Here is a 24,928-nt window from a genome sequence, read left to right on the forward strand (position 1 = left end):
CGCTCATGCCGGCCAGACGGGTGCTGCATCGTCGCTACTGCAGCGGCGCCCGTGTCTTAGCGGAGGGCGCCGGAGCCCTCTTTCATTTCGGGCGGATGCCGTCGCTGGCCATCTGCGCGAGCTCCGCAGTGGCCGCAGCCATCAAAGGATAGCTCTGCTGCTCGTAGGCGATGCCGGTCTGCAGCGGGAACGGCGCCGGCGCCGATGCGGGCACCACCACGCCGCCGGCCTCCTCGACGAGCAGCGATGCAGCGGCGAGATCCCAGATCTTCGGCCGCGTCTCGAAAGCGAGCGCGGCGCTGCCGCGCGCCACGCTCACCAGGCTGTACGTGGCGCAGCCGAACACGCGCATCTTCACCGGCAGGTTGACGTCGTAGAAGCGCAGCGTGCGCGAGCAGCACGCCAGCACGCGCCAGCGCCCTTGCGGCGGCGGCGGCTCGACGGCAATGGCGCGGCCGTTGAGCGTGGCGCCGCAGCCGCGCGCCGCGACGTAGAGCTCATCGAGCGCCGGAAAGAACAGCACCGCCAGCGACGGGTGGCCGCCGCTGGTGCGGGCGATCGAAATCCCCCAGTGCTGCAGGCCGCGCGAGAAGTTGGTGGTGCCGTCGATGGGATCGACGATCCAGACGTGCTGGCGCGAATCGTCGTAGCGGGTGTTGTCCTCTTCGCTCAGGATGCCGTCGCTCGGGTAGGCGGCGCCGATGCCGCCGGCGATCAGGGCATCCGCTGCCAGATCGGCCTCAGTGACCAGGGAGAAGTCGGCCTTCAGGTGCGAGCTCAGATCGGCGCGCCGGAAGTACTCGAGCAGCATGCGACCCGCGCTCCGGGCAAGCTCGACGGCGAAGTCACAGGCTGCGCGTTCGTCGCGCTCACCCATCGCTTGCCGCCCGCGGACCGCCGCTCGGCGGACCCGCTACCCAGTCGTCGATGAGCGTTCGCCCGATGGCCATGGGCGGCGGAAGGAAGAGCTCCTCGGCTTCGGTCTCGCCGCGGCATGCGCGCGCCACGGTCTGGCGATCGAACCATTGCGCATCCTCGAGCTCGGCCGGATCGACGACGATGTGGTCGCTGGTCGCCTCGGCCACGCACCCGATCATCAGGGCGGAGGGAAAGGGCCACGGCTGCGAGGACGTGTAGCGAACGCCGGCCACCGAGATGCCCGCTTCTTCCATGACCTCGCGCGCCACGGCTTCCTCGATCGTCTCGCCGGGCTCGATGAAGCCGGCCAGCGTCGAGTACATCCCGCGCGGCCACACGGCCTGACGCCCGAGCAGACATCGCTCGCCGCGCGTCACCAGCATGATGGCCACCGGGTTGACGCGCGGGAAATGCTCGGCCTTGCACGACGTGCACACGCGCATCGCACCGCCCTGCGCGGAGGCGGTTGCCGCGCCGCAGCGCGGACAGAAGCGGTGCGTGTCGTGCCAGTCGATCATCGCGCGAGCCTGCGCGACGATGGCGCATTCCTCGGCCGGAAGCTGCGCCGCTGCCGCGCGAATGTCGCAGAACTCGGCAACCTCCGACAGTCCCAGCTCGCGCTCCGGCTCGGCCAGCGAGGAGACGTCGACGGCGTAATGGGCGACGTCACCGCGCACGCCGAGAAGGACCGCGCCGACGCCTTCATCCATTGCCGACAGCAGCGCGCGCCGTGCCCAGGCCAGCGACGGGCCCTGACGTTTGACCAGCACGTTGAGACGCCAGAACGGCAGAAACCGACTTTTTGGATCTTCTAAGCAAGTCGACAGCCACTGCGGATCCCAGCGAAGGCGAGCGGCGCGATCCAGCGGATTTCCCGAGAAGAAGCTCACGATCGCTTACGCTAACGCGAACGTCTCCGGCGGTCCAAGGCGCCGATGATGAGCACGCGGCGCTGGCGGTGACCGAAGAGCCGACCGCTGCGCCCGCAAGGAGCGCACAATTTTTTAGTTCGGGGGCCTCGCAGCGATTGCCCAATCCGCGAACAGACTCTATCCTCCGCTGCGTCGGTTCTGTTCGGACCGGCGTCGGACAAAAAGCCTCGTCCTTGGCGATCCCTGAGAAGGGTACGCACTGGTGTTCCAACCTCGCCAAGGAGCTTCTCGCATGACACGCGTCATGACCGCGGCCGCCGGTTCTCACGCAATGCGCAGGCTTGTCGTTGCCGTCACGATTCTGGCGACGCTCGCCGCCGGCGACGCACACGCCGCCAAGATCCTGCTGATCGGCAACAGCTTCACCACCGGCATCAAGCCGTACCTGATCTCGCTCATCCGGTCCTCGGGCCGCGACGCCACGGTCGTCGTGCGCGCGGCGGACGGATGGACCGTGGCCGATCACGTGGCATCGGCCAAGACGCTGGCCAAGATCAACTCCAAGGCCTGGGACGCGGTCGTCGTCCAGGAACAGAGCCTGGGCGAGTTTCACGTGCGCTACCCCGCCGCCCGCGCCATCGATGCACAGATCGCGGCGGTCGGCGCGCAGACCGTTTTCATGATGACCTGGCGCGACCGTGGCGCGCCGCTCGTCAGCTACGACGCCCTTCGCGGCGCGCCCGGCGAGGACGTCGGCTATGTTCCCATCGCCTACGAGCTCGACGCGCCCATCGCACCCGTGGGCTGGGTCTATCGCGAGCAGATCCTGAACGATCCGGACGTTGAGCTGTGGGGCTCCGACGGCCATCATTCCAACGAGCGCGGCCGCTACCTCGCCGCCCTTTCCGTCTATTGTGCGGTCTTCGGCGAGAGCCCGGTGGGCCTGTGGGCGCCGGCGGCGTTCTCGCCGGCGCAGAACGAGAGCGACCAGCGCCTCGTCGAGAAGGTGGCGCTGTCCGACCCGGGCGAATGGATGATCCGCGCCTCCACGCTCGCCGCCAAGAAGGCCGCCGTTCGCACCGTCGTCGCCGCGGCCGGCGACGACGCCACCGAGACCATGACGACGGCTTCGATCACCGGCGGCAGCGCCCTTACGCTCGGCGCCGGTCGCATCGCGGCGCTGCGCTTCGCGGGAGTGCCCATCGCGCCCGGTGCCACCGTGCGCAGCGCGCGCCTGGAGATGTTCCCTTCCACCGGGCGGGCCAATTCGATCGTCATCGAGTACGCCGCGGTCGCCTCCGATGACGCGCCGCCGCTGACGGCCGAGCCCGGTGCGCTCTCGAAGCTGCCTCTGGGCGCGACATCCATTGTGGACGCGCCGCCGGCCTTCGACGGCAGCGTCTACAACGGCAGCGTCGACCTGGCGCCGCTGGTCCAGGAGATCGTCGACCGGCCCGGCTGGGCCGAAGGCAACGCCCTCACGATCCTGGTGCAGGATGCCGGAAGCGCTTCCAGCCGCCTGATCCGCGCCTACGAAGGCGGAGTCAGCAAGGCGCCGGCGCTGGTCGTGGAGCTGGAGCCGTAACCAAGGGGGCCGGTTCCGGCGGTCGCGCCGGTTCGCGCAGCGACGTGAACCGGCGTGGCGGCAAGGGTCTGGCACTTCCTTCCCGGGCTGCCGTGGACGAAGTGCCAGTCCCCCACCGTTCCTGCAGGCTCAGTTCGTACACGTGCGGGACGTCGCGCTTCCGCGGCAGGCCAGAGCCTGCTCGGCCAGGCACGATGCGGCAGGGCCGCTGCCGAAGACCTGGGTCAGGCGCAGCACGGGCTCGAGCGCCTCGGCGGACAGATCCAAGCTCTCGGCGATCGTGCGCACCACGACGCGGTTACGCGCCGACGACAGGTGCACGCGCAGCCTGGTGATGCCGGCGGCCTCCTCGAACTCTCTATCGGGATCGCGAAACACGTAGTCGCCGCCGCCGATGGCCTCGAAGCCTGCCGGCGGAACGAAAGCCGTGAACACGCTGTTGCCGTCCTCGTCGGTCAGGCTGATCTCGACTCCGCTCTCGGTGGGCGGCTGCGACATCCATCCGGCATCGAAGCGCGCCGACAACACCATACGGTCGCCGGCGGCCACCGCGCCCTTGCGCAGCTTCAGGCGCGAGGAGGCCTGGGCGAGCGGCGCGGGAATGCAGTCGTCGCCGATGCAGCGGTCGTCGATGGTGCAGGCATCGCCGTCGTCGCAGCGCATGCCATCGGGCGTGTTGGCACAGGTCAGCTCGAGCGGCAGCTCGACGACGTTGTTGCCGTCGTCGTCCTCGGCGATCTTGTCGTCCGGATCGACCTCCACGCGCAGCCGGTAGCTCCCTGTCGGCAGGTCGATGTCGGTCAGGTCGATGTACTGGCACGACGTGTTGATGCCGTAGACGTCGCTGCAGCCGGCACTGATGCCCTGGTTCTGGCACGTGTAGACGCGCGTCGGGCACTCGGTGTCGAGCAGGCAGAAGCCGTACTTGCGGCCCTGAATGACGGGCTCGCCGGCGGCCGTCAGCAGATCGGCAACCGCGAAGTTCTCGAAGTGCGCGTGCCCGTGCGCGGTGCTGCACAGGAAAAGGGGATTGGTGCATTCGGCGCCGGGATTGGCCCGGCAGTCGGGGCAGCCGGGGTTGCCCAGCACGATGTCCTCGTCGCCGATGTTGTGCGTCTTCATCGCGTAGCGCAGCAGCAGGCGGTTGGTCTCGCCGCCGGCGCACCCTTCGATGACGTCTCCGGCATTGACGTTGCTGCGGACGACCACCGGCGAGTACACCTCCGGCTCCATATCGCCGCCCGCGCGCGCAACGCCGCTCATCGCGGCGCAGGCCAGCAGCGCCGCCACCCCCCTGGAAAAAGCCATGACGAGCTACCTTACGCGCAGGCCCGGCGCCGGTGCAATACGAGCGCTCGCTTGACGGTCGTGTCCGGGTGAGGTCGAAGAGCGCATCCATCGAAAGGAGACGCATCGCATGACATCGACGATCCGATTCGGGGTGACGCTGCCCCAGATCAAGCGCAGCTGGGAAGACACGCGCGCCGCCGCCACCGAGCTCGACCGGCTCGGCTACGACAGCGCCTGGGTATGCGACCATCTCTACGGCGTGCCGATGCCCGACCTTCCCATCCTCGAGGCTTACAGCCTGCTGGCCGCCGTCGCAGCGGTCACCAGCCGCGTCGAGCTCGGGGTGCTGGTCACTCCGCCCTTCTTCCGCAACCCCGCCGTGCTCGCCAAGCAGATCGCCACGATCGATCACATCGCCGGCGGCCGCACCATTGCCGGTTTCGGCTCGGGCTGGTTCGCCTCCGAGTTCGAAGGCTACGGTTGCGAGTTCCCGCCCGTGTCGCGGCGCCTGGAGGCGCTCGCCGACACCTGCGAGATCGTGCGCGCGATGTGGACACAGGATCAGCCGAGCTATCGCGGCAAGGTCTACTCGATCACCGACGTCTACTGCGAGCCGAGGCCGCAGCGCACGCCGCGCATCCTGATCGGCGGCGGCGGCGAGAAGGTGCTGCTCAAACTGGCGGCGCGCTACGCCGATATCTGGAACAACCTGGCGGTGAACCAGAGCGACCTCCCGCGCAAGGTCGCGGTGCTGCGCGAGCATTGCGAGCGCGAAGGCCGCGATCCGGCGCAGATCGAGGTCTCGCAGCAATGCCTGGTCGTGATCGCGCCGACGATGGCGGAGGCCGAGCAGAGCATCGGCAAGGCCGAACGCATCTACGGCGGGCACATGGGCGCCGGCCTGCGCGAGCACGGCATCTGGGGCGATCCCGACACGGTGGCCGAGAAAGTCCGCCGCTACGCCGGCATGGGCTGCGGCCACTTCGTCATCGAGTTCTTCGGCAAGGACCTGCGCGAGCCGGCGCGGCTGTTCGCGGAGAAGGTGATGCCGGCTTTCCGGTAGGGCGGTCGCCGGCATCGTGCCGGCCTTGCTGCAGGGCCGCCTGCGTCATCGCCGGCATCGGAAGAGCCGTTACGGCTCGAGGCGTTGCCGTCGACGCGCCAGGTACTCCACGAAAAAAAGGCCCCGCCGGGAACTCCCGGCGGGGCCTTTGTCATCTGGGCATGATGCGTCGGATCAGCTGCAGCTGAGCCCGCTCGGTGCCGTGCCGGTGCCGACGCGCCGGCATCCGACCGACTGTCCACCCTGGCCGCTGCCGCCGGTGCCGCCGTTGCCGGCTGCGCCGCCGTTGCCGCCTTCGCCGCCGTTGCCGACGTTGCAGTCGCCGTCGGGACCGTTGCCGCCGCCGGCCGCGTTTCCGGCCGAGCCGCCCGCTCCGCCCGCTCCGCCGCCGCCCGCCGCGCCCGGCGAGGCAGTCACGCCGGAGAAGGTGCCGCCGCTGGTGTTGCAGATGTAGACTCCGAAGGAGGAGCCGCCGCCGCGGCCGCCCGTGCCGCCGGTGCCGGCGCCCGCGCCGCCGCCGCCGCCGCCGCCGCCGCTGCCGGTGCCGTCATTGCACGAGCCTCCAGCCTCGGCGCCGCCGCCGCCGCCGCCGCCGCCGCCGCCGCCGCCCTTGCCGTCGGCGCCCGAGCCGCCCTGGCCGCCGGGGATCCACAGGCACGAGCTGGTGTTGTGCGAGCCGGCGGTGCCGGTGCTGCCGTTGCTGCCGGAGGCGCCGCTGCCGCCGCCGTTGCCGTTGGTGCCGGTTCCGGGGTTGCTGCAGCCGGTCGTGACGCAGGCATCACCGCCCGGGCTGCCGCCGCCGCCGCCTCCGGGGCCGCCGCTGACGCCGCCGCCGCTGCCGCCGCTGCCGGCGTTGGCGCCGTCGCGCGAGCCGCCGCCGCCGCCGCCGCCGCCGCCGCCGTTGACGCCGCCGCTGGATCCGCCGGTGCCGCCGTTGCGGTTGCCGCCGCCGCCGCCGCTGGTGCCGCCGCCGCCAGTGCCGCCGCCGCCGCCGAACACGTTGCGGGTCTCATCGTCGGAGTTGCCTTCCTCACCGCTGCCGCCGCCACCGGCGCTGCCGCCGTTGCTTCCGTTGCTTCCAGCGGAGCCGCCGCCGGCGTTGCCCGCGGAGATGACGACGTTGCTGACGGTGTAGCTGGAGGAGTTGGTCAGGCGCAGGCCGTAGATGGACGTGCCGCTGTTGGCCGCGCTGGCCACCTGGATCCGCATGCAGCTGAGCGTGAAGTTCGTCTTGCTGCCCACGTCGACGCCGATGACCTGACCGTCGATGCCCGCCGAGCCGAAGTCGAGCGTCGAGTTGCGATCGATGATGCTGGCCACGCTCGCGCTGCTGCTGCCGCAGTTCGCCGCCGACGTCTGCACCCATGCCGCATGGTCGCTGCCGGTGCTGTAGCCGCCCTCGACGACGACGTTGCTCGGGACTCCCGTGATGCGCCCGCTACGCGAGTAGGTACCGCGCGCCATGCGCACGCGGCCGCCGCTGACGACCTGCGCGAGCGCCGTCTCGAGCGAGCACGGCGATGCGGGCGAGCAGGTCGCGCCGGTGCCGGTGGGCGAAGCGTACTCGCACAAGCCGCTGTCGACGTGCTGGACGCCGGTGGCCGGATTGCACGAGTCGGTGGTGCAGGGATCGCCGTCGTCGATGACCGGCGTTCCGCTGCCGACGCAGGAGCCCGAGCCGTTGCAGGTGTCGGTCACCGTGCAGGCATTGCCGTCGTTGCAGCTCGTGCCCGAGTTGTTGAAGCAGGTGTCGGCCGCTTCCTGGCAGAAGTTGTTGCACTGCGAGCCGCCCGAGCACGGGTTGCCGGCGTGCACGCTGCAGCTGCCGCCCGAGCACGTGTCGGCGCCGTTGCAGAACACGTTGTCGTTGCAGGCAACCGTGTTGTTGGGATGCGTGCAGACGCCCGTGCCGTCGCAGACGTCGGTGGTGCACACGTTGCCGTCGCTGGTGCAGGAGGCGCCGGCCAGGTCGAGGCAGTTGTTGGCCGTCTCGTTGCACGCATCGGCGCACACCGTGCCGCCGGCGCAGGGATCGCCGCTGCCGACGCAGGTGCCGTTGGAGCACACGTCGGTCTGCGTGCAGAAGAGGCCGTCGTCGCATGGCGACGTGTTGTTGGGATGCGTGCAGGTGCCGGTGCCGTTGCAGATGTCGGTCGTGCAGACGTTGCCGTCGCTGTTGCACGACGTGCCCGCGTCCAGCGGCGGATGGCCGCAGGTGCCGGCGCCGTCGCATTCGTCGCGGGTGCACTCGCTGCCGTCGTCGGTGCAGCTGGCGCCGTTGTCCTTGTTGGGATGCGCGCAGGTACCCGCGCCGTCACACGAGTCGTTCGTGCACTCGTTGCCGTCGTCGGTGCACGGCCTGGTGTCGGGCTCGGGCAGCGGCTGGCAGACGCCGGCGCCGTCGCAACGGTTGTTGGTGCACTCGTTGCCGTCGTCCTCGCACAACGTGTCGTTGGGGCTGAAGCAGGTGTCGACGTCCTCGTTGCAGGTGTTGTTGCAGAGATTGCCGCCTGCGCACGGGTCGCCCGGGTGCACCGAACAGGTGCCGTCCTGGCAGGTGTCGGTGCCGTTGCAGAAGAAGCCGTCGTCGCAAGGCGCGCTGTTGTTGGGATGCAGGCAGAAGCCGGTGCCGCTGCAGGTGTCGTCGGTGCAGACGTTGCCGTCGTCGGCGCAGGTCTGTCCGGAAGGCTCGGACTCGCACGTGGCCGAGCAGCAGTCGTCGTCGATGTTGTTGCCGTCGTCGCAGCCTTCGCCGGCCTCGAGCGTGCCGTTGCCGCAGCGGGCAGGATCGACGCAGCTCGCATCGGCGGTGCCGTTGTCGAGCTCGTCGCAGTAGCGGTCGGTGCCGTCGGCGCCGTTGACTGCCAGGCAGTTGCGGCAGGTCACGGCCTGCTCGACGCAGCGGGCGAAATCGAAGCTGCCGGCGCACCGGCCCGGGAAGGCCTGCGCCATGTCGACGCCGCCGCACGCCTTGCCGAGTGAGTCGGCGAGCTTGACCACCGCGCGGCCGATCGAGCCGTCGGCATCGGCCTTGGTGACATCGAGGCAGTTCTCGATGCCGTCGCCGCTGACGATGGCGCCGCTGGCCAGGCCGTCGGCCTTGCACGCGAGGAACGTCTTGAACGCCGCCTGAACGATCTTGCCGTAGGCCTTGGCAAGAGTGCCCTGGCAGACCTGCGCGGCCTCATCGTCGGCAACCGCCTCGATGGCCTCGTTGAGATCGTCGCCGAACATCTCGTTGAACAGCAGCGCACCCTGCGCGGCGGCAGCGTTGCCGACGGTGGCTGCATCGGTGTAGCCGAAGTTGGGGAGCTTCGCGCAGAAAGCGCTCTGCGTCGCGGCGACCTTGGCGCGGGCTTTCGCAACCAGGCCCTTGTTGTCGGCAGCCAGACATTCCTGCGCGTCCTGTCCGAGCGGCAGGCGTCCGAGCAACGCGTCCACGTGGCAGCTGACGTTGGCCTTGGCCTGTGCCTTGACCACGCCGACCATCGCCTTGTTCATCGAGTTGATGCACCGCTGGCGGATCGCGTCCTGCGGCTGTGCGGCGGCGACCTCCGGACCGGCCAGGCCAGCGAGCACCACGACGGTCGTCATCCAACGGATACTGGTGCGCACGCGGGAAAATGGCTTCATGGGCTCCCCCAGAGACAAAGTTGTTCGTGCGCGCTGCGAAAGAATCGCTGGCGAGGACGGTCGTCCGTCGTTGTCGATCCTCGGCGGGAAGTAAGCAGGCCAGCCGCTTCCCCTCGAAGCGGATGCAACTCCCCCATGCCCACGAAGTAGCGCGGACTTATCGCATGGCCATGAAAGTTGTGTCAATGCGCCGTGGCCGTCGCTGCGGTGGCAACGCCCAGAACCCTTGCGGCTGCAGGCATTCGCCCCGCCCTTCGCCCGAGGCTGTGACCGAAGCCGCCGGCGGAACGATCGTCAACGCGGTATGGCCAGGGGGGGTGCGGGAGCGGAGGCTGTCGCCGGCGGTGCCTTGGGCAGCCCCACGACTCGGAGATCGCCGTCGGTGCCGGTGCGGCCTTCGAGGTTGTGATTTCCCGACCAGGCCACCAGCACCAGCCCCTTCCCGTCCGAGACGACCACCGGCTTGTCGTCCCAGCTGCGTCCGTCCGCCGTCGCATAGGCGGCCACTGCGCGCGGCGGGGACCATGTGCGTCCGTCGTCGGTGCTGACCGAGACGAGCACGTCGCTGTCGCTGCCCTTGGTCTTGCCCATGCTGTCCTTGGAGGTCCAGACCGCAACAAAGCGGCCGGCGCCGTCGAATGCCACGCGCGGGAGCAGGTCGCGGTGCGTGTCGGTCTTGAACGGACCGTTGACCGACGCGGCCGACGACCAGGTTTTGCCGCCGTCGCTGGAGGCGGCGGCCATGATGTCCCAATCGTCCTCCTCGTCGCCCGGCTTGCCGACGTAGGACGCCCACAGTGCCAGCCATCGCCCGTCGCCGGCAGCGGCCAGGGAGACGGAATCATCGCCGGCGTGCCCGTCGGAGGCGGCTCTGGCCGACAGCGGCTGCGCGGCCGACCAGGACGCACCCGCGTCGTCGGAGCGCGCCACCATGACGTCCCAGTCGCTGCCGAGGCCGGGCACGCTGAAGGCTTCCCATCCGGCAAGGACGCGCTCTCCCGCGCCTTCGACCGCGAGCACGAGACGCCTGTCCACGCCCGCATCGTTCTTCGCCGTCTCGGTCAGCAGCGCCGGCGCCGACCACGTGCGCGCGCCGTCGGTGGAGCGGCTCACGACGAGGTCGCCGTCGCCGCCGCCGCCGAGCTCGCGTGCCTGCCCCTCCCAGCCGAGCAGCCAGGCGTTGCCGGCGAACGCGAGCGCCGGTCGGAACTCATCGCCCGCATCGAGCGCCACCGGCTGCGGTGCGCTCCAGCTCGCGCCGTCGTCGTCCGACCTGGCCCACAGAACGTCGCTGTCGCTGCCGGGGCTGCCCTTGACGACGCCGGCCGACTGGAACGCAACGACCCAGACGCCGCGCCGGTCGGTGGCGATGGCCGGGCTCGTGTCCATCGTGGCGCCCGCGCTTCGACCGGGCGCCAGCAGCGCGGCGGCGCTCCAGCTGCGGCCGTCATCGGTGGAGACGGAGAAGGCGATGTTCCAGCGACGCTCGGGCGTCTTGCGGCCCAGCGCATGCAGCGTCTCCCACACCGCCACCCAGCGCCCCCTGCCGTCCGTCGCGATCGCCACCGCGCCGTCGTCGGCATCGTCGCCGTTGGCGTACGAGTTCAGCGAAACGATCGCTTCGAATGGCTGGGCAACGGCCGCGTTCGGGCTCGCCGCCATCACCGATGCGAAAATCACCAGCGTGCGCAGCAGGCGCCGCGCGGATCGTTGCCGGCAGTGTCGCTTCATCGTGCCTCCTTGCGTGTGCGCGCTTCGCGCCGACTTGCATGGCGTGCATCGGGCATGTAGTGCCCGCGACGGTTCCCGGATGCGCCGCTCGCTACTCGTCTTTCTGCTCCTCCTGGCCACCGGAGCGAGCGCCTCCAACGATGCCACACGCAGCGCGGTTTTCATTCCGCACGCGCGACCCGCCGCCGACTTCGTGCCGACGGCGGCCTACCGGTGGCTCGAGATCTCGCTCGAAGCGACCGCGCGCCAGGTCGACCGCATCGGCGCGCGGCCGACCATCATCTCGCGCACCGTGGCCGTGGCACTGACCGCCATGTATGACGCGTGGGCGGCCTACGACGACAAGGCCATCGGAACGCGCCTGGGGGCAACGCTGCGGCGGCCTGCCGAGGAGCGCACCGACGCCAACCGTGAAGTCGCCATCGCCTACGCCACCTATCGCGGATTGCTCGACGTCTACCCTGAGGACAGCCAGTGGATCCGCGAGCAGATGGTGCGCGCCGGCCTCGATCCCGACGAAGACACGACCGATACGCGCACGCCTGCCGGCGTGGGCAACGTCGCCGCGCAGGCGGTGATCTCCTACCGCCACCACGACGGCGCCAATCAGCTCGGCGACGAGGTCGGCTCCGACGGCACGCCGTATTCGGACTGGACCTATTACTGGCCGATCAACTCGAATGATCGCGTCGTGGATCCGGACCGCTGGCAGCCGCTTCCGTTCGCCGACGGCCGCGGCGGACGCTTCTATCCCGGCTTCCTGACGCCGCACTGGTATCGCGTGCGTCCTTTCGCTCTGGACCGCGCCGATCAGTTCCGGCCCGGCCCGCCTCCCAAGGTCGGCTCGCCCGAGATGGCCAGGGAAGTCGAAGAGGTGATGCGATTCAACGCGTCGCTGACGCCGCAGCAGAAGGCGATCGTCGAGTTCATGCGCGACGGTCCGCGCTCCACGGGACAGACCGGACACTGGCTGCGCTTCGCGCAGGACGTCTCGCGGCGCGACCGCTACGACCTCGCGCGCGACGTCAAGCTGTTCTTCGCCGTGGCCAACGTCGCGATGGACGCGTTCATCGCCTCCTGGGAATCCAAGCGCTACTACGACACGTCGCGGCCGTGGACGCTGGTGCGCCACTACTACGCGGGCAAGAACATCCTGGGCTGGGCAGGTCCCGGCAAGGGCGTGGTGACGCAGCCGGCCGAGCAGTGGCATCCGTATTCGCCCGACACGTTCGTCACCCCGCCCTTTCCCGGCTTCACCTCCGGACACAGCACCGTCAGCGCCGCGTGCGCGCGCGTGCTCGAGCTCTACACGGGCAGCCCGCACTTCGGCGTCATCGAAACCCGCAAGGCCGGTTCGCTGACCGAGGCCCACGCCGACTGCGTCGCCATCAGCGGCGGCACCGGCCAGCGCCCCGATTCCGATACCAGCTGCGACATCACGCTGGAGCTTCCGACCTTCGAGGCCACCGCGCAGATGGCCGGCATCTCGCGGGTGATGGGCGGCTACCACATTCAGAGCGACAACACGGCCGGCCTCGACCTCGGCCGCAAGGTCGCCGACTTCACCTGGCCGCGCATTCGCGCCTACTTCGACGGCGTCCATCCGATGGTGGCGGCCCGTTAGGGTCGCGATGCGCCGTCTTGCCGGCATCTGCCCGGCGCCGCCGCCGTTGGCTGCACCTGGCCGCCTCTCGTAACATCGGCGCATGAGCTGGCATGAGGCATGGACCGGCGGCCAGTACAGTGTCGTGCGCGCCGGCGGCGCGCTCGTGCTGATGCTGCACTTTGCCGGCCGCATGACCGACGCGGCCTCGTTTGCCGGCGCGGTGCTGGCCGCGCTTGCGGTGGCCGCGGCCGGCCTTTTCGCAGCCGGTCGCGCCGATCGCGTGCTGGCGCTGGTGCTGGCGGCGGCGCTGGCGATGAGCGACCACGGGCTGCTCGGCCGCACCGGCATCTGGTACGCGACCTTCTGGCTGCTCGGACACGCCACGCTGCCACCGGCTCCCTTCCTCAGCCTGGATGCGCGCGCGCGCACCGATCCCGGCGGCGAATGGCGCATGCCCTCCTACTTTCCCGCGGCGGCGTGGGCCCTTTTCGTCGGTCATCACGTCTTCGGATCCATCGCCGCCCTGTCGGCCGGCGAATGGCCGATCGCGCTGGTGCGGCTGCCGCTGGCGCTGGCGGCGCTGGCGCCGTCGACGATGCCGGCAGCGCTGGCAGTCTCGCTCGGCGTGGAGCTCGGCGCGTGGTTCGTCGCGGGACACGCCGATGCAGGCGTGTGGCTGCTGCATCTGCTGGCGCTGCAGCCGGCGTGGTTTCCGCCGCGCGAGAACGCCGGCACCGAGACGGTCTTCTATGACGGCACCTGTGCGCTGTGCCACGGCGCCACGCGCTTCCTGCTGAGCGAGGACCGCGAGCCGGCGCGCTTCCGACTGGCGCCGCTCGGCAGCGAAGCGTTCCAGCAGCGGCTGCGCCGGGAGCAGCGCGAAGAGCTGCCCGACAGCGTCGTGGTCGGCACCGCCGCCGGGCACGTGCTGACGCAGTCGCGAGCAACGGCCTACATCCTCGACCGCATCGGCGGGCTGTGGCGCATCCTCGCCTACGTGCTCGAGCTGCTGCCGGACTCCCTGACGGACTCCGCCTACGAGATCGTCGCGCGCAACCGCTATCGCTGGTTCGGCCGCAAGAGCCAGGCGTGCCCGATCCTTGCCGGCCCGCTGCGCGCCCGCTTCGACAGCTGAGCGGCGCTGGAGATGCGCGCACGCATCCCTTTCCTCGAGCCCGACTTGCCCGACGCCGCGCCGCTGGCCGAGGACATGCAGCGCATCGTCGCGTCGGCGCGCCTCAGCAACGGCGGGCCTTTCGAAGAGAGCCTTTGCGATCGCATTGCGGCGCGGGTCGGCGCCGCGCACTGCATCGCCGTCGCCAACGCGACCATCGGCCTGATGCTGGCCATGCGCGCGACGGCGCGGCCGGGCGCGACGCTGGCCGTGATGCCTTCGTTCACGTTTCCGGCAACCGCGCTGGCCGCGCGCTGGGCGGGCCTGGAGCCGCTCTTTTGCGACATCGACGAACGCACCTGGCAGCCGCGCGTGCCGATCGAGAGCCTGCGCCCCTTTGCCGATTCGATCGCGCTGCTCGTCCCGTGCAACACGTTCGGCGCGCCGTGCGACATCGAGCAATGGATCGAAATTGCCGAGGACCTTGGCGTGCCGCTGCTGGTCGATTCGGCGGCCGGCCTGGGCGGGCGCTACCGCGACGGCCGCGCCATCGGCGGCGCCGGCGCGACCGAAGTGTTCTCGATGCACGCCACCAAGAGCTTCGGCGTCGGCGAAGGCGGCCTCGTCGTCACCGCCGATGCCGCGCTGGCGGCGCGCCTGCGCACGATGCGCAACTTCGGCCTCGGCGAGGACGGCGTGTGCGTGGAGCCGGGGCTGAACGGCAAGCTTTCGGAGCTCCACGCGGCGGTGGCGTGCCGCGTGCTCGACGGCTTCGATGCGGCGCTGCAGCGGCGCGCGGCCATTGCCGAACGCTACCGCCGGCGCCTGGCCCCGCTTGCCGTGCAGCTCCAGGATGGAGCCGAGCTGTCGCCATGCCAGGCCGCATCGATACGCCTGCGCGGCGCCGATCGCGGCCTGGTGCGCGAGCGGCTGCTGCGCGAGGGCGTGGAGACGCGTCACTACTTCTCGCCGCCGCTGCACCGCCAGCCCCTCTTCGCGAGCTGCCGCGCGCTCGGTGCGCTGGAAGGGACCACCGCCGTCGCAGCGGACATTCTCGCTCTTCCCATGAGCACGCGCCGCACCGACGAGGAGATCGATCGGATCTGCGACGCGCTGGCGCGGTGCCTGTGAACGCGCCGGGGGCAGCGCCCGGGCTCGCGGCGGCGGCAGGGCAACGGACCGGATACCTTTCGCAGGATTACGCGGGCTCGCTGTCCGAGTTCGGCCAGCCGCTGCATCTGCCGCGAGCGGGGGCCTGGCTTCTCGTGCGCGGCATCGCGCCGGCCGGCAATCCTCGCGACGACGGTGATGCGCGCGGCCACGGCGCTGCCGGTGATGCACATGACGCCGGGGGCGTCCGCGATGCCTGCGATCTGCGCGATGCCATGGGGTGCTATCCGCTCCTTGCCTGCGAGCGATGGGAGGCGCTCGCCGAGGACCTGTCGGCTCTCGGCACGCGCCTGGTCAGCGTCACCGCCGTCAGCGACCCGTTCGCCGACTGCGACGCCGCGACCGTGCAGGCGGCGTTTCCGGATCTGGTGCGGCCGTTCAAGCGGCATTTCGTGTGCGAGCTCGGCGGCGACCTCGATGCGATGATCTCGCCGCACCATCGCCGCTGCGCGCGCAAGGCCGCCCGCAAGGTCGACGGTGAAGTGCTGGGCCGGCCCCTGGACCACCTCGCCGAATGGCTGGAGCTCTTCGAGCCGTTTGCACGCGCGCGCGGCGTCGGCGGCATTCGCGCATTCTCGAGCGCGGCGTTCGAGCGGCAGCTGGCCGTGCCGGGCGTGTTCGCGGTGCGCGCCGTGCGCGGCTCGTGCACCGTCGGCATGCAGATCTGGATGCTGCACGGGCGCGTCGCCTATGGGCACGCCCTGGCGCTGAGCGACGAAGGGTATCGCCTCGGCGCCGGCTACGCGCTCTACCGGTTCGCGCTCGAGCAGCTCGCCGCCCGCGTCGACTTCTGCGATCTCGGCGCGGTGCCCGGCTGCGACGACGCCGCGGCCGCCGGACTGGCTGCGTTCAAGGCCGGCTGGTCCAATGCGCGACGCACCGCGTATCTGTGCGGGCGCATCAGCAACCCGGCAGCGTACGCGCGGCTGGCGGCCGGCGCGGCGGGCGGCTACTTTCCCGCCTACCGGCGCGGCGAGTTGGCGCCGCCTGCACCATGACGCCCCTGCCCTTCCGAAGCTGCGACGAGACCGGCTGGCTCGCCGCCGAACGCGACCTGCGCGAGCACGGCTACGCCGCGGTCAAGAGCGTGATTGCGCCGGCCGTCGTCGCGTCCGCGCGCCGGAGCGTCGAGGCATGGCACGAGCGAACGCGCGATCGGACCACGCGCGACATGCCGAACATGGGCGGCGGCCCGGTGGTGTGGAACCTGCAGAACAAGGACCGTCTCTTCCTCGACATTCTGTTCACGCGTCCCGAGCTCGAGCGGCTGCTCGTGCACGTGCTCAACGATCCGTGGTACCGCTCCATCCCCGAGAACCGTCCCAACTACATCCTGCGTGCCTTCATCGCGCGCGCCGGCCTGGCGGCGCTGCCCTTCCACATCGACTCGTTCATTCCGTACGAGGGCGAGCACGTGCTGTCGGTGCAGAGCGTGTTCGTGCTCGAGCCGATGCGCGCCGGCGCCGGCGCCACGCTGGTGGTGCCCGGATCGCACCGGAGCGCGCGCTGGGCCGAGCAGGTGCCGCGCGAGCAGGCGGTCGCGATCGAGGCCGACGCCGGCGATCTGCTGCTGTGGGACAGCCGGCTCTGGCACGCTGCCGAAGACAATCCCGAAGGTTCCACCCGCTGGCTGCTGATCGCCACGTTCACGCGGTGGTGGATCAAGCAGGCCTTCGACGTCACCGAAGCGCTGCCCGACGAGATCTACGAGCATCTGACCGACTCGCAGCGCGCCGTGCTCGGCTTCTGCTCGCGCCCGTGGCGCGACGAAAGCGAAGGCATCCGCACGCAGCACGGCTACGAAGTCCTGGCGGCCGGGCGCGCCGGCAAGCCCAAGGCGCTGCCATGAGCGGGCGGCTGCACGGAAAGGTCGCCGTCGTCACCGGCGCGGCGTCGAGCGCGCCGGGCGTCGGCATCGGCGCCGCCATCTCGATCCTGCTGGCGCGCGAAGGCGCGCGTGTGATCGTCGTCAATCGCTCGCTCGCGCACGCCGCCTCGCTGGCCGAGGAAATCACCGGCGAAGGCGGACACTGCAGCGCCGTGGCCGCCGACGTCACCACCTCCGAAGGTGCAGCCGCCGCCATCGATGCCGCCGGCAGCCGCTACGGAGCTCTGCACGTGCTCGTCAACAACGTCGGCTCGGGCGGCCCCGGCACCGTCGTCGACGCCACCGAGCAGCTCTGGGAGCAGACGATGGCCACCAACCTGCGCAGCGTGTTCCTGTGCTGCAAGCACGCGGTGCCGCACATGATCGAGGCGGGCGGCGGCTCGATCGTCAACGTCTCCTCGGTCGCGGCGCTGCAGGGGTTTCGTCGCGGCGGCAGCGGCTTCGCTCCGTACTCGGCCGCCAAGGCCGGTGTGATCGGCCTGACGCGCGCGGTTGCCGCCGATCACGCGCGCGAGAACGTGCGTTCCAACTGCCTGATCGTGGGCATGGCGCACACGCCGCGCATGGAGAAGTTCGGGCAGGAGCATCGCCGGACGCGCACGATGGCCGTTCCGCTGCAGCGCGAAGGCACGGCATGGGACGCGGCGTGGGCCGCGGTCTTCCTCGCAAGCGAGGAGTCGCGCTGGATCACCGGCGCCTGCCTGCCGGTCGACGGCGGCCAGCTCTCGCTGCGCGAGTGGCCGGAGTGACGTTCGCAGCATCAGGCTGGGAGCTTCACTCCGGACGACGCAGCACTTCGCGCACGATGTACGCCGGCTGGCGCAGCAGCAGGTTGTAGCTTCGCAGCGCGTACTCGCCCACCAGCGCGATCATCCCCACGCTTGCCAGCGCGCCCAGCACCACGACGTTGAGCAGGAAGCCGGGCGTGACCGTCTCCAGCAGCGAGAACGGCCAGACCAGGTTGACGGCGAGGCGCAGCGTGCCGATCAGCGCCAGCAGCAGCAGGGCGAAACCGACGTACTGGAAAGGGCGCTCCGACATTCCCACCGCGCTCTCGAGCCAGTAGCGAAGCAGCTTGGGATAGGTCCAGCCGGAGCGGCCGTGGGGGCGCGCGGCATGCGAGACCGGCACCTCGGCGCAGCGGCCCGCGGCCGCCACCAGGTACGGCAGACGGATCGGCCGCAGCGGGCCGTGCTCGAATCCCGCCAGCAGGCGAGCATCGACCACCTTGAAGGTGCAGCCGAAGTCGGTGAGGTCGGCTCCCGAAAGCGCCCGCATCGTCACGTTGGCCACGCGCGACGCCGTGCGCCGCATCCAGTCGTCGCGCCGCTGCGGCCGGCATCCGCTGACGATGTCGTAGCCGCGATCGAAGCGCTCGAGCAGCAGCGGAAGGTCCTCGGGCGACAGCTGAAGATCGCTGTCGAGGAAGACCACCGCCTTCCCCCGCGCCAGCAGCGCGCCGGCGGTCAGCGCCGCGGCCTGGCCGGAGTTGCGGAACAGATCGACCACCGCCGTCACCGACGCGTCTTCCTCGAAGATCCGCCGCAGCCGGTCCCAGGTTCCGTCCGTGCTGCCATCGTTGACGTAGATGATCTCGTGCGAGCGGCCGGTGGCGGCGAGCGTGCGCGACAGCCGCGCGTGGAACTCCAGCACCGTCGCCTCCTCGAAGAAGCACGACAGCACTACGCTGATCTCGGGCGCCGCAACCGCCATGGCGCCGACTATCGCAGTAGCGCGGCCGCCACGGAAGCAGAGCGCACAGGCATCTCCGGCGCCGCGGCTCGTGACGACATCGGTGCCCACAACGCTCGCGTGAACGGCCGGACGCTCTATAGTCGCTCGCATGTTCACGCGAGGACGAGGGCGCCGGGGCCGCGTGGCACCAGTGATCGCGCTTTCGATCGCCGTCGCCTCCGCCGCCGTGCCGCCGCCGCTGGCGCGCGCCAACCTCTTCGCGCAACGCGGCGCCGGCATCGAGGGCAGCGCCTTCGGCGGCGGCAGCCCCGAAGAGTGGAAGCAGGCCGAGGCCGCATGGCGGCAGATGATCGCGTCCGAGGATCTGATCGACCTGCTCGGGCTGCAGAAATCCGATCTCGTCCACTCGATGCGCAACCTGCGGCTGCCCGACGCCGCCGCTCGCCGCTGGTTCTCGCCGCAGGTCGAGGTCGTCGACATCGCCGAAGGGGCCCTGTCGGCGGCGGGCACGGCGGTCGGCGCCGGCGTCCGGCGCCTGTCGCTGCCGCTGGCGGCGCAGTCTTCGCATTCGCGGGAGAGCCTGGATCTGTGGAAGCCGTGGCTCCAGGATGCCGTCACCGTCGACAGCGCCGGCTTCGGCGTGCTCTCGGGGCGCTTCCTGGATTCGCAGCGGCTCGGCTTCGAGACCGTCCTGAAGCTGGAGGCGCGCAGCCGCCTGCGCAGCGGCGTGGTGGTGTGGGTGCACGGCACCGTGCGGGCGCACTGGGAACGCTCGCCGCAGGACGTGGGACTGGCCGCCGAATCGTGGCGCATCCGGCGCTGGGAGACGTTGCACCTGGAGGCGCATCTGGCCGAGCGCACGCTCTTTCGCGAAGTGCTCGACTCGGTCACCGATGCCGACGCCGCCGCGCGCGCGCGCCGCTCGGTGCACGAGGAGCTGGTGTCGCGCTTCCTCGCCGATCCCAAGGGCTTCGTGCCTCCGCACCCGCTGTTCGCGATGCGCTCGTGGGACCGTCATCCGGCCGTCTCGGTGGTCGACATCGACATGGACGGCGACGACGATTTCTACGCGACCGAGCGCGAGGGGACCAACCTCCTGTTCGTCAATCGCGGCGACGGAACCTTCGAGGAGAAGGCGGCGGCGTTCGGCCTCGATCTTGCCGGCAACACGACCGTGGCGATCTTCGCCGACTTCGACAACGACGGCGATCCCGACCTCTTCGCCGGACGCCACATCCTTCCGAGCATGCTGCTGCGCAACGACGACGGCCGCTTCACCGACATCAGCGCGCAGGCTGCGCCGCAGGGGCTGCCGCCGCTGGTGACCTCGGCCACCGCCGTCGACTACGACAACGACGGCCTGCTCGACATCTACGCTGCGACCTATGCCGCCGAGGCGCTGATGCGCGAGGTCGAGGCGGCGCGCAGCAGGGCGGGCACGGGGGCGCCCATGCCCGATGCGCTGCTGGCCGCATTCCTGCCGCCGCGCGACGCCGTGCGCCTGCGCGATCTGGCGGCCTCGCCCGAAGCCAACGAGTTCCGGAACCTGCCCGGCCCGCCCAACGTGCTGCTGCACAACGACGGCGATCTGCGCATGAGCACGGTCGCCGAGACGCCGCTTCGGCTGTTCTACAACACCTACCAGGCCACGTGGGCCGACTACGATCGCGACGGCGACGCCGACGTCTACGTCGCCAACGATTTCGCGATCCATCATCTCATGCGCAACGACGGCGGTGGCCGCTTCACCGACGTCAGCGCGCAGACCGGCACCTCCGACATCGGGTTCGGGATGGGCGTGAGCTGGTCGGACTACGATCTGGACGGGCGCCAGGACCTGTACGTCACCAACATGTACAGCAAGGCCGGCAGCCGCATCACCTCGCAGCTGCCGGTCAATCCGGAGCTGCGCAAGATGGCGCGCGGCAACAGCCTGTTCCGCAACGAAGGCGCCATCTTCCGCAAGGTCTCGGGCGAAGGCCCCGGCGAGGTTCCCGTCGAAGTGGCGGGCTGGAGCTGGGGAGCGCAGTTCGCCGACTTCGACAACGACACGAGGCCGGACATCTACGCGCTCAGCGGCAACTACACGGCGCCGAAGGAGCACCAGCTGCCGGTGGACATTTGAACGGACTGGTGGCGCGCGGTCGCGTGGTCCGATCCAGAGTTGAAAACGAGCGACGACTTCCAGTTCCCCGGGCTGGGCGAGCGCGTGGGACGGCGGCCGCAGGACGGCAGCTCCTTCAGCGGCAACGAGCGCGACCGGCTGTTCCTGAACGTGGGCGCCGGGACGTTCGACGACGTCTCGGGCGTCTCCGGCCTCGACCATCCCGGCGACGGCCGCTCGATGGCGCTGCTCGACATCGAGCGCGACGGTCGGATCGACGCCGTCACCGTCAGCGCCAACGCGCCGTGGGTGCAGCTGTTCCGCAACCAGATCGACACGGCCGGCCGCGGCTTCCTCGCGCTTCGCTTCGTCGGCGCCAGCACGCAGGCACGCCCGCAGGCACGCAAGAGCAATCGCGACGGATATGGCGTGCTCGTCGAGGTCGACGTCGGCGACGGCAACAAGCTCGTGCGCGAGCATCGCGCCGGTGAAGGCTTTGCCGCGCAGAACAGCCCCACGATGCTGATCGGCATCGGCGCGCGAGCGAAGGTCGCGCGCCTGTCGCTGCGCTGGCCGTCCGGCCAGGAGCAGTCTTTCGAGAACGTCGCGGCCGGCACGCTGCTGACGGCGTTCGAGGACGCGTCGATGTCGCCGCAGGGTACCGCGCTGGCCACGGCTCCGTATGCACCCTCGCCGGCAGGCGCGCCCGTTGTCGGCGCGCGCCGCGATGCGCAGCAGCCGCTGCCGCCGCGCATCGCGCGCCCGCAGGGCGCCGCACGCCTGCGCGTGCTCGCGGCGTTCGCCACCTGGTGCAAGGCGTGCGCGAAGCATGCGCCTTCCTTTGCCGTGCTGCGCGAAACGCTCGGCGACAGCGTCGAGCTCGTCGGCCTTCCGATGGACGCCGCCGAAGACTCCGCGCGAATCGAGGGCTGGCTGCGCGAGACGGGCGCGGTCTACGCTCCCGTGCTCGACATGAGCGAGCAGGAGCGCACCACGGTTCGCGACCATGCGCTGCGCACGCTGCGGCGAGAGGCGCTGCCCTACACGCTGGTGACGGCGGGCGCAGGCAACGTCGTGTGGAGCGGCTTCGGGGTACCGACGGTCTCCGATCTGCGGCCGCTGCTCGACGCCGCTCAGTAGCGCGAGTGCAGCTCGTGCGCCTGCGCGCACGTCAGCCGCTTCCATCGCGACGGCGGCAGCGAGGGCGTCCAGGCAGGACCGGAAAGGTCGGCCGCGAACGCGCGGCCGAGGCCGGCACGGTCCTCGAGCACGTAGAGCGCGGCCTGCGGGAAGCTCGGACACAGGTTGCGGCCGATGCGCACTTCCTCCTCGAGCGCCGGGCTCCACATCAGCAACTCGCCGCGCGAGCCGATCTGCTCGCGCGCCAGCGTCTCGGGATCGTAGACGAGCACGCGCAGCGGCTTCGCCGGCAGGTAGGCGGCGATCTCCACCTCGTGATACCAGTCCGCCTCCTGCGCCAGGAGGAGAGCGCGCGATGCGTCCGCGTTCTCCTGCAGCGACTCGACGTGCAACTCGATGGCGGAGGCGGCCACCAGCCGCGGCGTGACCTCGTCGAAGAGCAGCGCGCCGCCGCCGGCCACGAGCACGACGACCGCGGCCGCCAGCGCCCGCGGCGCGGCCAGCGCCGTGCGCAGCACCTGGAAGCCCGCGCCTGCCAGCACCGCGAGCATCACGGGCGTAGCGATCGCGCGCGTCAGCGAGATGCGATCGGTCGACGACGAGGCTGCCGCCGGCAGGAATGCCAGCGCGAACGCCAGCAGCGCCAGCATGGGGCCGCGCCGCCGCCATCGCAGCGCGCATGCCGCCAGGCCCACCGCCGCCAGCGTGGTGCCCAGCGGGTCGAACAGCGCATCGCCGCACAGCCGCATCGCCGTGCGCGGCACGGCAAAGGGCATGAGCAGGCCGCCGATGGCGATGTCGAAGGGACCGGCACGGCCGCCGGCGATCAGCGCCGCGATGTCCGGCACTCGATGCGCGGAGCGCTGGCCCAGAAGCACGGCCTCGGCGCCGGCCCACTGCCAGTTGCGCACCAGATACTCGGCGTTCATCGCCTGCAGCGTCTCCAGGCTCGGCAGCGCCGGAATCACCGCTGCGAAAAACGATGCGGTGCCGGTCACGATCGCAGCCATCGGCAGAGGACGGCGCCGCAGCACCGACACCATTCCTACGAGGCTCGTTGCGGCAGCAAGGTGCGTCAGGTGCGGATAGATCACCGCCACCCCCGCGACCATTCCGAAACCGGCCACCGCCGCCGGCGAGCCGTATGCCAGGATGCGCCGCAGCAGCACCAGCAGCGCGGCCGAGAGGAACGTGAGCATGCCGAACGGCGCCGGCGCCAGATGGCTCAGCAGCATGAGCGGCGAGAACAGGAACACGGCTGCGGCCACCGGCGCGGCGGCGGCGCCCGAGGATGCGGCGCCGAGCGACGCCACCAGCGCGGCGGAAGCGAGAATCCAGAGGGCGTGCACGGCCTGGATCAGCGTCAGGCTCGGCGGCAGCCCGACCTGCTCCATCAGCGGACCGCCGGCAAAAACCATGTACGTGTCGGGCACGCCAGCCTGCGAGGTGCTGACGAGGAGGTTGCGGCCGTCGCCGAGAGCGGCCAGCAGCCACTGGAAGTTCAGCCACAGATCGATGGGAGTGGCGGCACGGGGTGAATGCAGATGCGCGAGCGTGCGCCAGAGGCACCACGCCGCCAGCACCAGCGCGGTTGCCGGCAGCGCGCGCCGCATCGCCGCGCGCGCGCGCGTCGTCGCAGCCCGAGGCGTTGCCATCCACAGCAGCAGCGCCGGAAGCGGCAGCGCCAGCAGGTAGGCGATCTGCGCCGGCCTCCAGGTCAGGAAGGAGACGAACAGGCTCAGCACCGCGTGCGCAAGCGCCAGGGCCGCCGCCAGCCACGCGAGCAGCGGCCGCGGCGACGGCGGTGTCGGCCTGCGCACCAGTCGCACCGGCGCCGGTACGCGCGCGGCCGTGGCCACCAGCGCTGCGCCGGCCAGCAGGCACGCAACCCTGCCGAGGACCCACCACCACGGCACGCCGGGAAACAGGCGCTCCAGCAGCGCCGCATCGGCAGGAAGCGGCAGCTGCGGCTGAGCCGGCGGCGGAGCGAAAAGCGTCAGCGCATACAGCGCGAGCAGGCAGGCGCCGACCCAGGCTCGAGAAAGCGGCGAGCGCCGCAACGGCTGGTCTGGACCGGGAGCCATGGCCGGAGATCACCCCGATGCGAGCGCGTTCTCAAGCACAGCCGCGTGGCGCTGGCATGAACCGCAGGATCGGAAGATGCTCGCGGCGTGGCAACGGCGAGCCGGGCACAGCCAGAAAGCGTGCGGCAGGAGGCGGTCGACCTGTCGATCATCGTGCCCGTATTCAACAACGCCGCCACGCTCGACGAGCTGATCGACCGCATCGTCGCCGCCGTCGAGCCTCTGGGCCGAAGCTTCGAGATGATCTTCGTCGACGACGGCTCGCGCGACGCCAGCTTCGAGCTGCTCGAGCGGCGCGCGCGCGCCGACCGCCGCATTCGTGCCTACGCGATGGTGCGCAACTTCGGCAGCCAGGCGGCCGTCTGCGCCGCCTTCGACATGGTGCGGGGACGGCAGGTGGTGGCGCTGGACGCCGATCTGGAGAACAGGCCGGAGGACATTCCGCCGATCCTGGCGCGGCTCGACGAGGGCTACGATCTGGTGTGCGGCTATCGCGAGGGCCGGCGCGCGCCGTTGTGGTCGCGGCGGCTGCCCTCGGCCCTGCTCAACGCGTACGTGCGGCGCCAGACCGGGACGACCATCCGCGACATCGGCTGCGGAATGCGCGGCTTCCAGGCGTGGATGGTGCGGGACCTCGCCTCGGAGGCCGAGCATCGGCGCCTGCTCACTCCGCTGTTCCTGCGCCGCGCGCGTACCGTCGCCGAGGTGCGGCTGACACCGGGCGCGCCCCAGCCCGGCAGCAGTCACTCCTTTCCTACCCTGCTCGGCCTGGCGGCCGACTACTTCATGCTGACCGCACGCAGGCCCTTCCTGATCGCGGGACTGCTGTGCGCGGCCGCGTTGGTGCTCGGCGCTGCGGCCATGGCGGCCGGTGCATGGACGAGCGGCCTGATCGTGCTGGTGGGCGCGCTGCTCGGCGGGCTGATCGCGCTCGTCGGCGAGTACTGCCAGCGCCTGTACGCGCTCAGCCAGGGCCTCCCGTTCTACCAGCTGCGCCGTCCGCGCGAGGACGGCGAGCAAGAGACGCCGATGTAG

At 70.8% G+C, this 24,928-nt stretch carries 18 protein-coding genes; 11 read left to right on the forward strand and 7 right to left on the reverse strand.

Annotated elements, in window-relative coordinates:
• Positions 1-82: 82 nt before the first annotated feature.
• Positions 83-877, reverse strand: coding sequence for an inositol monophosphatase family protein (locus tag VEC57_08060; protein ID HYB99078.1), 795 nt, complete (start codon positions 875-877; stop codon positions 83-85).
• Complete coding sequence (gene nudC, locus VEC57_08065; GenBank protein ID HYB99079.1) at positions 870-1,808, reverse strand: NAD(+) diphosphatase; 939 nt, start codon at positions 1,806-1,808, stop codon at positions 870-872. The genes VEC57_08060 and nudC overlap by 8 nt, the downstream gene beginning before the upstream one ends.
• Positions 1,809-2,082: 274 nt before the next feature.
• Here nudC and VEC57_08070 point away from each other — a divergent pair, with 274 nt between their 5' ends.
• A complete protein-coding gene (locus VEC57_08070; protein HYB99080.1) occupies positions 2,083-3,375 on the forward strand; it encodes a hypothetical protein in 1,293 nt (430 codons plus the stop codon).
• Positions 3,376-3,504: 129 nt separating this feature from the next.
• Here the strand turns inward: VEC57_08070 and VEC57_08075 are convergent, their stop codons facing one another.
• Entirely contained in the window at positions 3,505-4,683 is a 1,179-nt protein-coding gene (locus VEC57_08075; GenBank protein HYB99081.1) for a lysyl oxidase family protein, read from the reverse strand.
• Positions 4,684-4,792: 109 nt separating this feature from the next.
• Here VEC57_08075 and VEC57_08080 point away from each other — a divergent pair, with 109 nt between their 5' ends.
• Positions 4,793-5,728: a TIGR03560 family F420-dependent LLM class oxidoreductase gene (locus VEC57_08080; GenBank protein ID HYB99082.1), complete on the forward strand. Its 936-nt coding sequence runs from the start codon at positions 4,793-4,795 to the stop codon at positions 5,726-5,728.
• 174 nt (positions 5,729-5,902) lie between these two features.
• Here the strand turns inward: VEC57_08080 and VEC57_08085 are convergent, their stop codons facing one another.
• Entirely contained in the window at positions 5,903-9,361 is a 3,459-nt protein-coding gene (locus VEC57_08085; protein HYB99083.1) for a hypothetical protein, read from the reverse strand.
• Between the two features lie 294 nt (positions 9,362-9,655).
• Positions 9,656-11,092, reverse strand: coding sequence for a sialidase family protein (locus VEC57_08090; protein HYB99084.1), 1,437 nt, complete (start codon positions 11,090-11,092; stop codon positions 9,656-9,658).
• A 79-nt stretch (positions 11,093-11,171) separates the two neighbouring features.
• Between VEC57_08090 and VEC57_08095 the strand changes: the two genes are divergently transcribed.
• The 6 genes from VEC57_08095 to VEC57_08120 all read left to right on the forward strand — a co-directional run bounded on the left by VEC57_08095 (position 11,172) and on the right by VEC57_08120 (position 17,619).
• Entirely contained in the window at positions 11,172-12,716 is a 1,545-nt protein-coding gene (locus VEC57_08095; protein ID HYB99085.1) for a vanadium-dependent haloperoxidase, read from the forward strand.
• An 82-nt stretch (positions 12,717-12,798) separates the two neighbouring features.
• Positions 12,799-13,833, forward strand: a complete 1,035-nt coding sequence (locus VEC57_08100; GenBank protein ID HYB99086.1) for a DCC1-like thiol-disulfide oxidoreductase family protein — start codon at positions 12,799-12,801, stop codon at positions 13,831-13,833.
• A gap of 12 nt (positions 13,834-13,845) precedes the next feature.
• Positions 13,846-14,943, forward strand: a complete 1,098-nt coding sequence (locus VEC57_08105; protein HYB99087.1) for a DegT/DnrJ/EryC1/StrS family aminotransferase — start codon at positions 13,846-13,848, stop codon at positions 14,941-14,943.
• Complete coding sequence (locus VEC57_08110; protein ID HYB99088.1) at positions 14,934-15,980, forward strand: hypothetical protein; 1,047 nt, start codon at positions 14,934-14,936, stop codon at positions 15,978-15,980. The genes VEC57_08105 and VEC57_08110 overlap by 10 nt, the downstream gene beginning before the upstream one ends.
• Positions 15,977-16,831 (forward strand): phytanoyl-CoA dioxygenase family protein, encoded by an 855-nt coding sequence (locus VEC57_08115; protein ID HYB99089.1) that lies wholly within the window; start codon positions 15,977-15,979, stop codon positions 16,829-16,831. The genes VEC57_08110 and VEC57_08115 overlap by 4 nt, the downstream gene beginning before the upstream one ends.
• On the forward strand, positions 16,828-17,619 hold the full coding sequence (locus VEC57_08120) for an SDR family NAD(P)-dependent oxidoreductase (protein HYB99090.1): 792 nt from the start codon (positions 16,828-16,830) through the stop codon (positions 17,617-17,619). The genes VEC57_08115 and VEC57_08120 overlap by 4 nt, the downstream gene beginning before the upstream one ends.
• A 25-nt stretch (positions 17,620-17,644) precedes the next feature.
• On the opposite strand, the gene VEC57_08125 is transcribed toward VEC57_08120, so the two are convergent.
• Positions 17,645-18,583 carry a glycosyltransferase family 2 protein gene (locus VEC57_08125; GenBank protein ID HYB99091.1) on the reverse strand — a complete coding sequence of 313 codons (939 nt, stop codon included), beginning with the start codon at positions 18,581-18,583 and terminating at the stop codon, positions 17,645-17,647.
• Between the two features lie 163 nt (positions 18,584-18,746).
• Between VEC57_08125 and VEC57_08130 the strand changes: the two genes are divergently transcribed.
• Together VEC57_08130 and VEC57_08135 are read left to right on the forward strand one after the other, a co-directional pair.
• Positions 18,747-20,690, forward strand: a complete 1,944-nt coding sequence (locus VEC57_08130; GenBank protein HYB99092.1) for a VCBS repeat-containing protein — start codon at positions 18,747-18,749, stop codon at positions 20,688-20,690.
• Between the two features lie 39 nt (positions 20,691-20,729).
• Positions 20,730-21,809 carry an ASPIC/UnbV domain-containing protein gene (locus tag VEC57_08135; protein ID HYB99093.1) on the forward strand — a complete coding sequence of 360 codons (1,080 nt, stop codon included), beginning with the start codon at positions 20,730-20,732 and terminating at the stop codon, positions 21,807-21,809.
• On the opposite strand, the gene VEC57_08140 is transcribed toward VEC57_08135, so the two are convergent.
• The gene (locus tag VEC57_08140) at positions 21,803-23,893 is read right to left on the reverse strand and encodes a hypothetical protein (protein ID HYB99094.1); all 2,091 of its coding nucleotides are present in this window, start codon (positions 23,891-23,893) and stop codon (positions 21,803-21,805) included. The genes VEC57_08135 and VEC57_08140 overlap by 7 nt on opposite strands.
• 87 nt (positions 23,894-23,980) lie before the next feature.
• Between VEC57_08140 and VEC57_08145 the strand changes: the two genes are divergently transcribed.
• Positions 23,981-24,928 carry a glycosyltransferase gene (locus VEC57_08145; GenBank protein ID HYB99095.1) on the forward strand — a complete coding sequence of 316 codons (948 nt, stop codon included), beginning with the start codon at positions 23,981-23,983 and terminating at the stop codon, positions 24,926-24,928.

The organism is Candidatus Limnocylindrales bacterium, from assembly GCA_035626395.1.
Taxonomy (GTDB): Bacteria; Desulfobacterota; Binatia; order UBA1149; family CAITLU01; genus DASPNH01.

What these genes read in the sequence shown, in the direction of transcription:
- VEC57_08140 (HYB99094.1), bottom strand. Translation starts at nt 23,893, where the DNA reads ATGGCTCCCGGTCCAGACCAGCCGTTGCGGCGCTCGCCGCTTTCTCGA.
- VEC57_08095 (HYB99085.1), top strand. Translation starts at nt 11,172, where the DNA reads ATGCGCCGCTCGCTACTCGTCTTTCTGCTCCTCCTGGCCACCGGAGCG.
- VEC57_08125 (HYB99091.1), bottom strand. Translation starts at nt 18,583, where the DNA reads ATGGCGGTTGCGGCGCCCGAGATCAGCGTAGTGCTGTCGTGCTTCTTC.
- VEC57_08105 (HYB99087.1), top strand. Translation starts at nt 13,846, where the DNA reads ATGCGCGCACGCATCCCTTTCCTCGAGCCCGACTTGCCCGACGCCGCG.
- VEC57_08120 (HYB99090.1), top strand. Translation starts at nt 16,828, where the DNA reads ATGAGCGGGCGGCTGCACGGAAAGGTCGCCGTCGTCACCGGCGCGGCG.
- VEC57_08085 (HYB99083.1), bottom strand. Translation starts at nt 9,361, where the DNA reads ATGAAGCCATTTTCCCGCGTGCGCACCAGTATCCGTTGGATGACGACC.
- VEC57_08080 (HYB99082.1), top strand. Translation starts at nt 4,793, where the DNA reads ATGACATCGACGATCCGATTCGGGGTGACGCTGCCCCAGATCAAGCGC.
- VEC57_08060 (HYB99078.1), bottom strand. Translation starts at nt 877, where the DNA reads ATGGGTGAGCGCGACGAACGCGCAGCCTGTGACTTCGCCGTCGAGCTT.
- VEC57_08115 (HYB99089.1), top strand. Translation starts at nt 15,977, where the DNA reads ATGACGCCCCTGCCCTTCCGAAGCTGCGACGAGACCGGCTGGCTCGCC.
- VEC57_08070 (HYB99080.1), top strand. Translation starts at nt 2,083, where the DNA reads ATGACACGCGTCATGACCGCGGCCGCCGGTTCTCACGCAATGCGCAGG.
- VEC57_08100 (HYB99086.1), top strand. Translation starts at nt 12,799, where the DNA reads ATGAGCTGGCATGAGGCATGGACCGGCGGCCAGTACAGTGTCGTGCGC.
- VEC57_08075 (HYB99081.1), bottom strand. Translation starts at nt 4,683, where the DNA reads ATGGCTTTTTCCAGGGGGGTGGCGGCGCTGCTGGCCTGCGCCGCGATG.
- VEC57_08090 (HYB99084.1), bottom strand. Translation starts at nt 11,092, where the DNA reads ATGAAGCGACACTGCCGGCAACGATCCGCGCGGCGCCTGCTGCGCACG.